Origin of the sequence: Metabacillus rhizosphaerae (assembly GCF_037201795.1) — a bacterium.
Lineage (GTDB): Bacteria > Bacillota > Bacilli > Bacillales > Bacillaceae > Metabacillus > Metabacillus rhizosphaerae.
Map to the genome: position 1 here is coordinate 1,960,667 of NZ_CP147403.1, position 14,391 is coordinate 1,975,057.

The window sequence follows — 14,391 nt, forward strand, 5'->3', positions numbered from 1 at the left end:
TGAAAATAAAATTGATTGTCCTTTATAGGGGGAACAAACATGAAAATGAAAAAATGGTTAGCAACATTAGGTACTGTATCTTTCTTGATTGGAAACGTTTTAGCTGGCTGTAGCAATGGTGATAACAGTGCAAGTGGAGATGCAACAAACTCAGATCAACCAGTTGAAATTACTCTTGCAGGTTGGGGGTCCTCACCAGAAGAAAGTGAACTTCTCAAACAAGTCCTTCAAGATTTTGAAACAAGTCATCCTAATATTAAGGTAAAGCATGAAGTAATCGCAGATCAATATATGGATGTAATTAAAACAAGATTAATTGGTGGCGAAGGTCCAGATGTATTCTATCTTGATGCCTTTGAAGCACCAGGTTTAATTGAAACAGGAGTTGTTGAACCTTTAGATAGCTATGTGACAGAGGGATTCGACATAGAGGATTTTGAAAAGCCATTAATTGAAGCCTTCCAAATAGATGGAAAGACTTATGGTTTTCCTAAGGGCTATTCAACTCTAGCACTTTTCTATAACAAAAAAATGCTTGCAGATGCTAATGTAGAGGTTCCAAAAACTTGGGATGAGCTTTTAGACGTATCGAAAAAATTAACACAAGGTAATCAAGTCTTTGGATTTGGTCAAAATCCAGAACTAGCACGCCTACAGTTTATTGCAGAATCTAAAGGCGGAGACATTGTAAAAGATGGTAATGCAAACTTTGCAAGTGAAGATGTTGTAGCAGGTTTACAACCATATGTGGATCAACACTTAGTAGACAAAACTGCAGCACAACCTAATGAAGTAGGTGCAGGTTGGACTGGTGAAATGTTCGGACAAGGAAAAGCTGCAATGGTCATTGAAGGAAACTGGGCTATTCCATACTTACAAAGTACATTCCCTGATATTGAGTTCGGAACAGCAGAAGTACCAACGATTGATGGTAAACAAGGCACGATGGCATTTACTGTAGGCTACGTCATGAATTCAGCATCTGAAAAGAAAGAAGCAGCTTGGGAGCTTATCTCTTATCTAACTGGAAAAGAAGGTATGAAGACTTGGACTTCAAAAGGATTTGAGTTACCTTCTAGACAATCAGTAGCAGTTGAGCTTGGTTATGATAAAGATGAGCTTCGTGCGTCACTTGTAAATGGTGCTCGATATGCAACCGTTTGGTCTGATGGTAAAAACCTACCTGTTATTTTTACAAACTTTAATAACCAGTTTGTTAGTGCCTACCTTGGCGATCGTCCACTAGATGAAGCTTTGAAGGAAGCGCAAGATCAAGCGAATAAAGAAATTGAAGCACAATAATAAGTAACCAAAAGGAAGGGGCAGCTTCCTTCCTCTTTCCTTTTAAGGTATACAACTCTTTCTATCGATGTTTGAATCTAACATCGATAGAAAGAGTTATATAAACTAAAAGAGAGGGCTCTTATAAGGGAGATGAAACACATGAAAAGAAAGTATTCACCAGCAAGATTAAGAGATGCAGGACAAGGCTATTTATTCATGTCACCTGCTCTATTCGTCCTGTTACTATTTGTTATTGGCCCTATTTTATATGCGATCTTCTTATCATTTAATGATGTTCAATTATTAGGAGGAACGAGCTATAAATTTGTTGCCTTTGAAAACTTTGCAAAAATACTAGATGACACGAGGGCGAAAATTGCTTTATGGAATACATTTAAATATGTTGTGATTGTTGTTCCATGTCAAACGATCCTAGCACTTATTCTTGCTGCAACATTAAATGCAGGATTAAAGGGAGAGAAGCTTTTTAGAATTGTTTACTTCCTTCCGACGCTTACATCCTCAGCTGTATTAACATTAATCTTTATGTGGATGTATAACCAAAATGGTTTAATTAACAATCTTCTTAGTATGATAGGACTACCAACCTATAACTGGATGGGAGATCCAGCAGTTGCGTTAAATGCCATCATGATTATGAACATTTGGTCAACAGCACCATTCTTTATGGTTATTTACTTAGCGGCTCTTCAGGATGTTCCTGATTCACTTTATGAAGCTGCAGAACTAGATGGAGCAGGCCCAATTAAGAAATTTTGGTATATTACCGTTCCAAATTTACGCCCAGTTACTTCATTTGTTGTGATCATGGGGATTATCGGGACATTCCAATTATTCGATCAATCCTATATTTTCTCAGGTGGATCTGGTGGACCAAACAACTCAACATTAACGGTTGTTTTACTGATTTATCAATACGCATTTAAAAACTTTGGCACAATGGGATATGCTGCAGCATTAGCATTTGCACTTGCATTGGTGATCCTAGTTGCAACCTTATTACAACGAAAATTTTCAAAAGAGGAATCCCTCTACTAAGGAGTGAGCAGCATGAAAAAAAGAAGTGTTGGAAGAAACATATTATATGTGATTCTAGTAGGCTATGCGATTATCACGCTCATCCCATTTTTATGGGCACTTTCTTCTTCTTTTAAAACACTTGAAGAGATAGTAAGTGGTTCGATGAATTTTATCCCAAAGGATTTTACCTTCGACAACTATAAAACGATATTTATAGAACAAGAACTGTTTCCTAGATGGTTATTTAACAGTGTGTTTATCGCATCAGTTGCGACAGCTTTAAATTTAATTTTTAATTCAATGGCGGGATATGCTCTTGCTAGATTAAGTTTTCCTGGTAAAAATGCATTGTTTGTCATCATTTTAGCTGTGTTGATGATTCCAGCACAGGTAACGATGATACCAAACTATTTGATTTTAAAAGAGCTTGGCTGGTTAAATTCCTACCAAGGAATGATTGCTCCGTCTATGATTAATGCAACGTTTATTTTTATGATGCGCCAATTCTTTATTAACTTCCCTAAAGAATTGGAGGAGGCAGCTTTGATTGACGGTCTAAATCGATTTGGTATCTTCTTCAAGGTTGTTTTACCATTAGCTCGTCCGGCCTTAGCGGCACAAACGATCTTTGTTTTTATGGGAATATGGAATGATTTTATGCGTCCATTAATTGTTCTATCGGATCCAAATCTATTTACATTGCCACTTGGATTAAATACTTTCAAAGGTCAATATATTAGTTATTGGAACTATATCATGGCAGCTTCTATGATCTTTACATTACCTGTACTATTAATCTATGCCTTCTTCAATAAGTATTTTATTAAAGGAATTTCATTTACAGGTGGAAAATAGAGTAAAGTAGGTTATTTCACTAAAGGTGAGGTAGCCTATTCTTGTTTAAAAAGATAGAATTTCAGTTCACTAACTACCTTCCTATAAAAAGAAGATTTCTTATTAAAGTAAAAGGTGGTTATCTTAAATAATGATCTTCCACAATCTGGGCGTTATTGTGGAACAGGAAAGAAAAGGGTGATACATATTATACATGACTAATATGTATCACCCTTTATTTTTTATGGCTTATTACAAATCCGCTTCCACGATTTATGGCATACTCATACAACTTTGTTATTGTCGATAGGAATAAATGTCAAGATCATATCAGAACGATTAGGTCACAGTAACCTAAAAGTAACACTCGACACTTATTCGCATGTTCTTCCAACAATGCAAGAAGAAGAAGCCCGCGTTAGATGTAATTATAAAATGAATACTGTGACCAAACGGAAGTTAAGCATAAATTTCGATGCCCGTTGAGGACGCAGGAGAAGAGAAAAAAACCTTGATATATCAAGGTTTTTTCCGGATTTTATATAGGATGGAGCATAGGGGGATCGAACTCCTGACCTCTACGCTGCCAGTGCAAATGACTAGGTAGGAAGGGAACTGACGTTCTTGATTAAATGCAGTTGTATCAAGGCTTCGATCTGATGGTCTATGGTTAAGGTATGATGAATTCGGAAAGTTGTTGGTCAATTGAGCCAACAAATCGCCAACAACCGTTCAATTTAAGTTTAATTAAGCTTTTTTAGTGAATATATCATTTAATTTATTAGCAGCTTCTTGATCAGCCTTTTGAAGAGCGTGGCCGTATGTGTTCATCGTGATTCGAATATCAGAATGCCCTAGTCTATCAGATATAATTTTTGCATGAACACCCTGATTAATTAATAGTGTTGCGGAAGTATGGCGGAGATCATGAAGGCGAATAAACCGAACTCCTGCACGTTTTGTAAATCGTCTCCACCATGTAGTAGGAGTTGTTGGATAAAAGTGGGTACCATCTTCATTGCAAAACAGCCATTTATGTTCATGCTCAATCCAATCGTCACCCATTTGTATTTTCTCTTTATTCCAATGCAACTTAAATAATCTTAGTTCCTCAACGACAGATGCGGGTAAAGATACTAGCCTTTTAGAATTCTTCGATTTTGGACCTTTAATAAGAGAACCATGTGTACCTTTAACAATAACTTGGGTAATTTCAATTGTACCTTTATCTAAATCTACCTTCGGCCACTCTAAGCCCAAGTTTTCACTTCTTCTTAAACCAGCAGCTAGCGCTAATGTTAAAAAAATACGCCAATGAATTTGCTCATCTCGAGCTGCTAAAAATAATGATTCAACTTCTAATTCATCATACACATTTACATGTACATCTCGTTCTGTTGAAACTTTCGGCTTTTTAACATTTTTAACTGGATTATTTTTAATGATCTGCCATTCAACTGCACGTTCGAAAATATTCCTTATAGTTAAATATGAATCTTGTTTAGTTCTCATGGAGAGTGGAGTGTCAGGATCATCCACTCTTTTCATCTGATCTAGGAAATCAATTATGTGAACTGGTTTAATTTTATCGATCTGCAAATGACCAAGTGAAGGTAAAATGTGATTTTTTATGTGGGAAAGGTAGTTAGCTAATGTAGTTTCTGATAGTTCTTTTTTTGCATATTTATTTTCCCAATCTATGATGAAGTTTTTCAATAGCATCTTTTCTGGAGAGATGTATTCACCAGCTTCGACTTCCATTTTGAATTTGTGTAATTCTTGATTCAAATAATCACGTAATTTTTTGGTTGTTTTTAATAGCGACTCATCTTCTATTTTAATGGTTCTTGTTTTACGTATCCTTTTATTCTGTGAGTCGTACCCAGTATTAACAGTTAATAGAAAAGAATTTTTACCACGTTTTTGATAGTACGCCATGATTAACACTCCTTATGTTAGGATAAAAGACGCTTTTCTTTCATTAGGTAATAACTTTAGTACTTCTTCAATATCAGGCAACTGAATAATAAGTTGTCTAACTTCCCAAGGTTCAACGCCATGTCTTAAAATTCTTTCTTTAATTTGATCGAGATTCAAACCTAAATTACTTTCTTGTAGATTATTAGTTAATAAGTCTTCTATATAGATAGATGTACTAAGAACGGAATCGTCAAAATCATCACGATCAAAGTATTCGAATGGGGAAATAACTTCAAAATAATATGTCTCATCTTCCCAAGGTATCTCATTTGGTCTAAAAGTTAGTACGTACCAAAAAGGCACTAGGTTTCCATCTACATAGTCGTAATAAACACGTTGTTTTGGCATAATTCTCATACTCCTTGCAATTCTTTTACTTTTATTTGTTTATTAAGCTTGTCCAATAATAATTTAGTTTCGTTAGACCAATTATCAGGACTAGACTTTGGATATAGTAAATTCATATGCTTTCTAAACTCTTGGTCTGTTTTAGATTGCTGAATCTGATTTCTGAAATGGATAAGACGTTTCTTTGCGAACTTCTCAGTAACATTAAATTTTTCAGTTACAAATGGTATGCCATCTTGTACATTTACATAATTAGCAACCTGGTTTTTAAATAACATAAATGTTGGTACACAGAAATGTAAGGCAAAGTTTTCTGCTTGTGTTTCTTGGTAGTCTAAAAAAGGCATAGTCATATATGTTTGATTCCCGTAATGCCGTAATAAATGGCAAAGCTCATGTCCAAAGTCTTCCCATTGTTCTTGTGGTGACAGCCTAGAATCAATAATGATTTCCCCATTATAAATTCGACTCGAAAACCTTTCGAAGTGAATATATAACCCTAAGCGAGCTCCAATCTCAGATAGATCTAATTGATGAGGATGGTAAATATCAATCTTGCAATAGAAATCTTTAATCCAATCTTCTAATAAATTGCTATTGTATTTCATAATTGCCCCCTAAATAAGAATGTATGTTCGATTTAGACTTATAAAGAAAAGGCCACTTGGCCCTAATGTTTATTTTATTTATCTCTATTTTTAATAAACTCCCAAAATCGAATTAACTCTTCGATTTTTTCTTCTGGAGCATCCTTCAAATCTTTGAAGAATATCTGTGTTTTAGGATCGAGAATTTCTTTCCACATTTCATTACTGGAATTATCTAATTCATTTCCTGTAATTATGTAATCAATCGATACCTCAAAGAATTCAGAGAACTTTTGCAAAGTCTCATAGTCAGGTCTACGCTCAGATCGTTCATACATACTAATTGTACTTTCACTGAGACCAAACAATTTACCGAATTCTTTTTGTGAATGGATCCCTTTATTTTTTCTAAGTCTTCTTAATCGATCACCGTAAGTGGTCATTATTATCACCTAATTAGATAATAACACGAAATGTGTTAAAAGGAATATTTTCGCACGAAATGTGTTGACAACACGAAATGTGTGGTTTATTATATGATTAAGCAACACGAAATGTGCGGAAGGTGGTGTCAAATTTGGATAGACAGCTAATAGGTAAAGCACTTGTAAAATTAAGAGGAGATAGCCCTCGTGAAAAGGTTGCTAAAGCAATTGGAATTAGTGTAAGTGCTTTACAAATGTATGAAAATGGTCAAAGAATTCCTCGTGACGAAATCAAAGTTCGTATCGCAGAATTCTATAAAAAAACAGTTCAGGATATTTTTTTTAATCCTAATCCGCACGAATTGTGCGGTGAGAAAAATACAGCATAAGGAGGTGCAATATGCCTAACAAAAAACTTACCGTTCAAGGTGTTGCCGATTATCTTGGGGTGCATCCAGATACGATCTACAACATGGTAAGAGAAAAACAAATTCCTCACTTCAGAGTCCGTCGTCGCATTTTGTTCAGTGTAGAAACGATCGATGCATGGATCAAAGATCAAGAATCAAAAATCATTCAGGAGGCTATCTAATGAATCATTTACAACCAATTCAATCAAATGGTCAGAGAGTTTTGACTTCTAATCAATTAGCTGATGCATACGGAACAACAAATCGTCGTATTTCTGAAAATTTTAATGCTAACAAAGAGCGTTATAGTGTCGGGAAACATTTCTTCTTATTACAAGGTGATGAAGTTAAAGCATTCGGTGACCATTACGGAAATTCCGTATCAGTCGAAAGAGTAAGCAAAATGTACTTATGGACTGAAAAAGGTGCTTGGTTACACGCAAAATCACTTAACACAGATCAAGCATGGGACGCTTATGAAAAACTAGTTGATGATTATTACACAGTTAAAGAAAATGTTGTTCCTTTATCTAAAGACCAGGCGTTGGTAACTGTTCTTCGCACAACAGCTGATCTAGTAGAAGATACACAAGCAATTAAGGAAGAACAACACGAAATTAGAAAGCTTGTAACACAAATTGATAACAAAGTTGAAGAACAAATTACCCTTGATCATGGCGAACAACGAAGACTTCAAAAGGGTGTGGCAGCCAAAGTATATGAAGTCTGTATCGATCCAGATGTAAGACCAAAGCTATTTAAAGAACTATATCGTGAAATCAAAGATCGATTTGGTGTTGCAAGTTACAAAGATGTTAAGCGAAAGGAATTACAATCAGCCCTTCGCTACATAGAAAACTGGATACCAAGAAAGGTTTCTTAACTCCTATTACTAGATTAGCAAATTATTCCTATCTCAATGGTAGAAGGGAGGTGCGGAAATATGAAAATTGGTAGAGCTGCACAAGAGGTTAAATTAGCAAGAGAAGAAGTTGGTAGTACTCAATTAGAGTTAACGTTTGATGGATATTACGGATCAAGGGAATCAATATCCCAACAAGAAAACGGTCGGTACCAGGTGCAACCTGAGTTAACTAAATACTATGCAGAAAAACATAATAACCCTTTCCCAGCAATTGAAGCAGCACATGAATATACAAATTGGGGGATTGCAAAGTTGAACGGTGAGGCTGTCGATCTACATAGAACGAGTGTCTCATTAAAAACAAAAGAAGAATTGACAGAGGCATTAGAAGCAATTACGGAGGCAAGTAAAAAATTAACTGTTAACCCTAAGGCTATTGAACAAATGGAAATTAAGGTAATTGAAAAGTCCATTCAAGAATGTATTGATGCAATCACAGCTTTAACACATTATGTTGCTGTTCTTTGCAAAGAGTACGGAATTTCATGGATGAAAATGTGGTCCCAACATAAGGTGAAGCTAATTCAAAGGAGGTTTTTGAAGCAATGATTAATGATACGACTTTGTTTTATGCAATGTCAGTACTTGTTTTAGTAGCTTTGATGTTTGGATTCATGTTAGGGGCAAGAGAAAGAAATGAACAAAAAAAATAGCAGCAAGCTCTTCCGAAGCCCACTGCCAAAATTAATGTTTGAATAATCATATTTTACCACTCATTTCGAGTGATGGCAAGAACTCTTGTTCTCGTCATTGAGTCTTAGCAACGGAGGCGTTTAACCCCCTTTTCGTTTCCCTGCTAAGGCTGAATGATGCGAATAAGCATCAAAAAAGCCCACTGGGTAGAGTGGGCTTTAAAGGGATCCATAAATAGAAAACTTACATTTATTTTAGTGGATTCCCTTCAAAAAATCAAATGGAGGTTGAAGGAAAAATGATTGAAGTACCTTTCAATGAAGCTGATCAACGTCGTTTATCGCTAGTCGGGGGACAAATCACTATCAAACCTAGTGGGATGCCAGTGTTTCAATTCAAATCTAAAGAGCAATTCAATCTGTTCGTTTCATTAAAAAATGTTCAAAACGGGGGTAAAGTGCATGCAACAAATTAAATTATTGAGTCTTAATCTTAAAAACTTCAAAGGTGTTCGTGAATTTTCGCTAGATTTACAAGCTGAAAACGTAAAAGTGTACGGTGATAACGCTACTGGTAAAACTACATTATTCGATGCTTTCATTTGGCTCTTATTTGATAAGGACAGCCAAAATAGAAAAGACTTTCAGATCAAAACGCTTAGTAACGGTAAAAACTTAAAAGGTTTAGAACATGAGGTTGAGGGAGTTTTCCTTATCGATGGCAAGCAACTGTCATTACGCAAAGTGTTTACTGAGAAATGGACAAAGAAACGTGGAGCTGCACAAGCAGAGTTTAGTGGTCATACAACAGATTATGCAATTGATGGTGTACCAGCAAAGAAAAAGGAATTTGTTGAACGTGTAGCTGATCTAGTAAACGAAGATATTTTCAAACTGTTAACCTCACCATCCTTTTTCAATGAACAATTACATTGGCAAAAACGTCGTGAAATCCTTTTAGAAATCTGTGGTGACATTACGGATGCAGAGGTAATTGCTAGTAATCAAAAGTTGTCTAAGCTTCCTAATATCTTAGGTAATCGAAGTATTGAAGATCATCGAAAAGTAATTGCTGCTAAACGTGCAGAGATCAATAAAGAGCTTGATCGTATCCCTATCAGAATCGATGAGGTTCAACGAACAATACCAGACATTTCAGAACTAAATGAACAGGAAATTCATGATGAGATTACATTCCTTAAAAATCAAGCGAATGACAAAGAGCAAGAATTGCTTCGTATTCAAAACGGTTCAGAAGTTACTGAGAAACAAAAGCAATTACGTGAATCTGAAATGGAATTGCTTGATTTGAAGAATGAGCACCAACAAGCGAATTACAGCAAGACAGCTGAAAAGCAAAAGCATTTTTATGAAGTAAAGAATCAGTTAGAGTCCATGAGACATAATAGACAACTTAATCTTCGTGAAATTGAATCGCTCCATAGTATGTCCAATACAAAAGGATCTCAAATTATAGAGCTTAGACAAAAATGGAGCGTAGTTAATGCCGAAACATTTGAGCAACATCAAACTTCATGCCCTACATGTGGACAAGACTTACCTGAAGAACAGATTCAAGAATCTATCAATCGTTTTAACTTAGAAAAGAGTCAAAAACTTGAAAATATCAACCTTCAAGGAAAGCAGTTGAAGGATGAGTTAGAAAAAATAAATGCTGAAATTAAAACCAATGAGGTTGCTCTAGAAATACGTGATAAAGAAATCACTGATAAAGAAGCTGAGTTACATTCAATTTCTTCTGAACTTGAAGCTATGAAAGCATCTACAACAGATATTAGTCAATCAGTGGATTACCAGACTAAACAGAAGCAAATTGAAACTATTAAGCAAGCTATTGATGAATTAAAGCAATCATCATTCTCTGCAGCTGAAACAGTAAAGCAATCGATCAACGGAATTAAATCAGAAATTGCAAAGCTAGAGCAAGATAAAGCGAAATTTGCACAAGTTCAAATGGTCGTAAATCGAGTAAAGGAACTGGAAGAGCAAGAGAAAGAACTTGCTAAGGAATTTGAAGAGATCGAACAACAGCTTTTCCTTACAGAAGAATTTATACGCACTAAGGTGAATCTGCTCGAGGAAAAAATTAATTCTAAATTCAAATATGCTCGATTCAATCTATTTAAAACGAATATCAATGGTGGGCTTGAAGAGATATGCGAAACAACATTCAATGGTGTTCCTTACTCTGGTGGGTTAAACAATGCAGCACGTATCAATGTTGGTCTAGATATTATTAACACCCTTTCAGAGCATTACAAGGTGTCAGCTCCAATCTTTGTAGATAACAGTGAAGCTGTTACATCTTTAATAGATATTGATTCACAGGTTATTAGTTTAATTGTTTCTGAGGCTGATAAGAAGCTAAGAGTGGAATACCCAGGACAATTGAATAAGGAGGCTATCTGATGGCACATTCACCTGGTAAATGGAGATTAAGTAATATTACCGATGCAGTTATTACCGACCCTACTAAGAATACGCCACAAGGTGTTATCGAATATTACGGCGGCAGTGTCATAGCTGAAAGTATTTCAAGTGATGATGACAGAGAACTTATTGCACAAGCACCAATAATGAAACAAAACCTAACTGAATTAGCTGAAGTAATCGCAAGGAATTTAACAGCGTGGGATACATCAAAAGACAATCGAGAGGGTTTACTTCCAGAAGTTTATTGGAGTAATAGGGTTTGGTACGAACGTTTAACCGGCGAAAAATATTCATTTAGAAAAGCAGTAAAGAAATTCAATATTGAATAGGGGGAAATCCAATGAGTAATAAACAAGTCGCAATTATCCAAAAAGATATAACAGATGACGTAAATAGAAATTTAGGAAGGTTGCAAGATGAAGGCTTGCAACTTCCTTCTAACTACAATGCAAGCAATTCACTAAAAAGTGCATTTTTTAAGCTTCAAGAGGTTAAAGATCGTAACGGAAAACCCGCACTTGAAGTTTGTACAAGAGAGTCTATTGCTAACACATTACTTGATATGGTTGTTCAGGGTTTAAGTCCAGCTAAGACACAATGTTACTTCATTGTTTATGGGAATCAGTTACAGCTGAATCGTTCTTATTTTGGTACACAGGCAGTCCTTAAGCGATTAACCAATGTAAAGGACATTTGGGCAAACGTTATTTTTGATGGTGATGTATTTGATTATGAAATTGATGGTGGCCGTGAAAAGTTGATTAAACACGAAACAAACTTCTTGAATCGTGATAACGACATTTTAGGAGCTTATGCAGTAGTCAGAACCAATGATGATGAAGAAATACTGACAGTCATGACTAGAAAAGAAATTGATACATCATGGAGTCAAGCGAAAACAAAGAATGTACAAAATAAGTTCCCCCAAGAAATGGCTAAGCGTACAGTTATCAATCGTGCTGCTAAAGCTTTTATTAATACAAGTGATGACAGTGATCTACTTGTAGAAGCAATCAATAAATCAACTGAAAATGAGTACGACAATGAGCGAGTTGATGTCACTCCTGAAGCCGAGGCACAGCAACAAATTGAAGAGAATGCTAACTCTGAAATCATTGATATTGAATACAGTGAGGTTGAAGAAAAGGTTGAAGAGAAACGCTCTGAACAGCCTCCAATAACCGAAAAACAGAGTGCAATGGACTTTGAGAATGGACCAGGGTTTTGATTGAGGTCACAGCATTAGCTTCTAGTTCGAAGGGGAATTGTTACCGCGTTACAGACGGCCATACGCCCCTTCTTCTGGAATGCGGTATCAACTATAGAGAGATTCAAAAAGGTCTAGATTTTCAAATATCAGAGGTTTCAGCATGTTTAGTTACACATGAGCATGGTGATCACTGCAAAGCCATTAAGGATGTTATGAAGGCCGGAATTGATTGCTACATGTCAGCAGGTACAGCTGGAGCAATAAATGTACAACATCATCGTATTAAAAAGGTTAAAGCTAAACAACAGTTTCAGGTCGGTACATGGACCATATTACCGTTTGATGTTCAACACGATGTATCTGAACCATTAGGGTTTTTACTAGCAAATCAAGCCGGAGAGAAGCTTTTATTCGCTACAGATACTTATTACATTCGGTACAAATTCAAAGGTCTTACACACCTTTTAGTGGAGTGTAACTACTCCTTAGAAATCCTTAATGAAAACATTATGAATGGCAAAGTTCCACCAGTGATGAAAAAGCGTCTGATAAAGTCTCATTTTAGCTTAGAAAACGTTAAAGATTTTCTTAAGGAAAATGACTTATCGAAGGTTCAAGAGATCTGGTTGCTCCATCTAAGTGATTCAAACAGCAATGCGGATCTATTCAAAAAAGAAATTATGAAACTCACAGGGAAGGTTGTTTATGTCCCAAGTTAATTATGAAGTTGATATTCCTTTTGAATTTCTTTGGATGACCGATGGGTACCATGATCGAGGGAAGCTATTCAAAGAGTACGTTGAAGGCTATATAAAGAATTACTTCCCTCATCTAGAGTTTGTAAAGATTGAGGGCATGAAGGCAATATGTGAAAGGAGGTAAAGCAATGGCTAAATTCAGGATGGTTCATACAGAGTTTTGGGATGATCCGAAAGTGGTCGAAGAAATGACACCAGAGGATAAATACTTCTTTCTTTACCTGTTAACAAATTCAAATACTACGCAAATAGGAATTTATCAAATTACTAAAAAGCAAATGGCTTTTGATATGGGGTATTCGCTCGAGAGCATAAACGCTTTATTAGATAGGTTTACGAATCATCACGAAATAGTTATTTACAACAATCAAACTAGGGAGATCGCGATTAAAAACTGGGGAAGATATAACTTCAATAGAGGTGGTAAACCGGTTCTCGATTGCGTAAGAACAGAGCTGAAAACGGTAAAAGATACTTCCTTAATTTATCTTGTTGGTGAACGTATCGAGAAAAAAGAAATTCAAAAATTATACGAGTCGTACTACGATACGTCACACGACTCGTATCACGATACGCCAAATTACGGAAAACCCAGTAATACCAACACTTTTTACGATACGTACCACGATACGTCTACGACAGGTGGACAAGAAGAAGAAAAAGAAGAAGAAAAAGAAGAAGAAAAAGAAGAAGAACAACATAAAGAAAAAAGCGTTGCTGACGATGCCGTTAAATTCTACCAACAAAATTTTGGTTTCACGAATGAATACATGATCGATGAAATTATTCATTGGTGTAACGATCTAAACGATGAAGTTGTAATTGAATCTATGAAAAGAGCTTTAATCAATCAAAAACCATTTAGTTATGCCGTTGGCATTATGAAAAACTGGGTTAAGCGTCATGTGAAATGCATTCAGGATGTTCATGTAATTGATAAAGAATTTGAATCAAAGGGTGGTAGTAAAACACGATTCGGTAAAGTGATTCGTACTGAGCAACAACCTGAATGGCTTGGTAAAGAAGAAGATCCTAAACCGCAACGTGAATACACACCAGAAGAGATTGCAGCCTTTGAAGAAGAAAAGCGCAAGTTGCAAGAGCGTATCAAAAATTATAAAGATCAAAAAAGTGGGTGACATGATGAACACACAAGCAACTAGGCTAACTCAAGCAGTTGAGCAAAGAAAAGATTTTCTGAAAAATGAATTGCTAAAAATGGGCTATTTCAAAACTCCTGATAATAAGCAGCTGTACGAATTGAATCTTAGCGAATTGGAGCAGATACATATTATTGTTAAGGCTCAATTCGGTAAAGAATTGTCTAAGGAGGAAAACGCATGAAACAAGGTAAACGTCCAACAAATGCTCAAAAATATCAAATCAAACAAGCAGGTTTAAATCCTCAAAATTGGCTTATCGTTAAAAATCTAAAACATGAACATAGGTTGCAACTGGTTCATCGTGAAACTGGTAGACAACGCGAAATCGCGGTTTAGGAGT

General features: G+C 35.8%; 20 protein-coding genes and 1 pseudogene. 17 read left to right on the forward strand and 4 right to left on the reverse strand.

The features are described 5' to 3' along the window. Positions 1–39: 39 nt before the first annotated feature. The 4 genes and pseudogenes from WCV66_RS09365 to WCV66_RS09380 form a co-directional block, all read left to right on the forward strand. Complete coding sequence (locus tag WCV66_RS09365) at positions 40–1,302, forward strand: ABC transporter substrate-binding protein (RefSeq protein ID WP_338788762.1); 1,263 nt, start codon at positions 40–42, stop codon at positions 1,300–1,302. 141 nt (positions 1,303–1,443) lie between these two features. Then, positions 1,444–2,343, forward strand: coding sequence for a sugar ABC transporter permease (locus WCV66_RS09370; protein ID WP_338788763.1), 900 nt, complete (start codon positions 1,444–1,446; stop codon positions 2,341–2,343). A gap of 12 nt (positions 2,344–2,355) precedes the next feature. After that, positions 2,356–3,180 carry a carbohydrate ABC transporter permease gene (locus WCV66_RS09375; protein ID WP_338788764.1) on the forward strand — a complete coding sequence of 275 codons (825 nt, stop codon included), beginning with the start codon at positions 2,356–2,358 and terminating at the stop codon, positions 3,178–3,180. 234 nt (positions 3,181–3,414) lie between these two features. Beyond that, positions 3,415–3,645, forward strand: a pseudogene (locus WCV66_RS09380) (tyrosine-type recombinase/integrase); the annotation flags it as partial. 261 nt (positions 3,646–3,906) lie between these two features. Here the strand turns inward: WCV66_RS09380 and WCV66_RS09385 are convergent. From WCV66_RS09385 to WCV66_RS09400, 4 genes are all read right to left on the reverse strand, one after another. Then, positions 3,907–5,097 carry a site-specific integrase gene (locus WCV66_RS09385; protein WP_338788765.1) on the reverse strand — a complete coding sequence of 397 codons (1,191 nt, stop codon included), beginning with the start codon at positions 5,095–5,097 and terminating at the stop codon, positions 3,907–3,909. Between the two features lie 12 nt (positions 5,098–5,109). Next, positions 5,110–5,487 (reverse strand): hypothetical protein, encoded by a 378-nt coding sequence (locus WCV66_RS09390; RefSeq protein ID WP_338788766.1) that lies wholly within the window; start codon positions 5,485–5,487, stop codon positions 5,110–5,112. A gap of 5 nt (positions 5,488–5,492) precedes the next feature. Further along, on the reverse strand, positions 5,493–6,095 hold the full coding sequence (locus WCV66_RS09395; RefSeq protein ID WP_338788767.1) for an ImmA/IrrE family metallo-endopeptidase: 603 nt from the start codon (positions 6,093–6,095) through the stop codon (positions 5,493–5,495). Between the two features lie 74 nt (positions 6,096–6,169). Then, positions 6,170–6,517 (reverse strand): helix-turn-helix transcriptional regulator, encoded by a 348-nt coding sequence (locus WCV66_RS09400; protein ID WP_338788768.1) that lies wholly within the window; start codon positions 6,515–6,517, stop codon positions 6,170–6,172. Positions 6,518–6,642: 125 nt separating this feature from the next. Between WCV66_RS09400 and WCV66_RS09405 the strand changes: the two genes are divergently transcribed. The 13 genes from WCV66_RS09405 (at position 6,643) to WCV66_RS09465 (ending at position 14,387) form a co-directional block, all read left to right on the forward strand. Beyond that, positions 6,643–6,888 (forward strand): helix-turn-helix transcriptional regulator, encoded by a 246-nt coding sequence (locus WCV66_RS09405; protein WP_413789637.1) that lies wholly within the window; start codon positions 6,643–6,645, stop codon positions 6,886–6,888. Positions 6,889–6,899: 11 nt separating this feature from the next. Continuing rightward, on the forward strand, positions 6,900–7,091 hold the full coding sequence (locus WCV66_RS09410) for a helix-turn-helix domain-containing protein (protein WP_338788770.1): 192 nt from the start codon (positions 6,900–6,902) through the stop codon (positions 7,089–7,091). Then, positions 7,091–7,792, forward strand: coding sequence for an ORF6N domain-containing protein (locus tag WCV66_RS09415; protein WP_338788771.1), 702 nt, complete (start codon positions 7,091–7,093; stop codon positions 7,790–7,792). Before WCV66_RS09410 ends, WCV66_RS09415 begins: the two co-directional genes overlap by 1 nt. A 60-nt stretch (positions 7,793–7,852) precedes the next feature. Then, positions 7,853–8,383, forward strand: a complete 531-nt coding sequence (locus WCV66_RS09420) for an XRE family transcriptional regulator (RefSeq protein ID WP_338788772.1) — start codon at positions 7,853–7,855, stop codon at positions 8,381–8,383. A gap of 382 nt (positions 8,384–8,765) precedes the next feature. Then, complete coding sequence (locus WCV66_RS09425; protein WP_338788773.1) at positions 8,766–8,942, forward strand: hypothetical protein; 177 nt, start codon at positions 8,766–8,768, stop codon at positions 8,940–8,942. Beyond that, complete coding sequence (locus tag WCV66_RS09430; protein ID WP_338788774.1) at positions 8,929–10,896, forward strand: AAA family ATPase; 1,968 nt, start codon at positions 8,929–8,931, stop codon at positions 10,894–10,896. The genes WCV66_RS09425 and WCV66_RS09430 overlap by 14 nt, the downstream gene beginning before the upstream one ends. Beyond that, a complete protein-coding gene (locus WCV66_RS09435) occupies positions 10,896–11,249 on the forward strand; it encodes a hypothetical protein (protein ID WP_338788776.1) in 354 nt (117 codons plus the stop codon). Before WCV66_RS09430 ends, WCV66_RS09435 begins: the two co-directional genes overlap by 1 nt. Before the next feature lie 11 nt (positions 11,250–11,260). Next, on the forward strand, positions 11,261–12,148 hold the full coding sequence (locus WCV66_RS09440; RefSeq protein ID WP_338788777.1) for a RecT family recombinase: 888 nt from the start codon (positions 11,261–11,263) through the stop codon (positions 12,146–12,148). After that, positions 12,145–12,849, forward strand: coding sequence for an MBL fold metallo-hydrolase (locus tag WCV66_RS09445; protein ID WP_338788778.1), 705 nt, complete (start codon positions 12,145–12,147; stop codon positions 12,847–12,849). The genes WCV66_RS09440 and WCV66_RS09445 overlap by 4 nt, the downstream gene beginning before the upstream one ends. After that, positions 12,836–13,012, forward strand: coding sequence for a hypothetical protein (locus WCV66_RS09450; RefSeq protein WP_338788779.1), 177 nt, complete (start codon positions 12,836–12,838; stop codon positions 13,010–13,012). Before WCV66_RS09445 ends, WCV66_RS09450 begins: the two co-directional genes overlap by 14 nt. Before the next feature lie 4 nt (positions 13,013–13,016). Beyond that, a complete protein-coding gene (locus tag WCV66_RS09455; RefSeq protein WP_338788780.1) occupies positions 13,017–14,027 on the forward strand; it encodes a DnaD domain protein in 1,011 nt (336 codons plus the stop codon). A gap of 4 nt (positions 14,028–14,031) precedes the next feature. Continuing rightward, positions 14,032–14,232 carry a Fur-regulated basic protein FbpA gene (locus WCV66_RS09460; RefSeq protein WP_338788781.1) on the forward strand — a complete coding sequence of 67 codons (201 nt, stop codon included), beginning with the start codon at positions 14,032–14,034 and terminating at the stop codon, positions 14,230–14,232. After that, entirely contained in the window at positions 14,229–14,387 is a 159-nt protein-coding gene (locus tag WCV66_RS09465; protein ID WP_338788782.1) for a DUF6906 family protein, read from the forward strand. Before WCV66_RS09460 ends, WCV66_RS09465 begins: the two co-directional genes overlap by 4 nt. Positions 14,388–14,391: the final 4 nt, after the last annotated feature.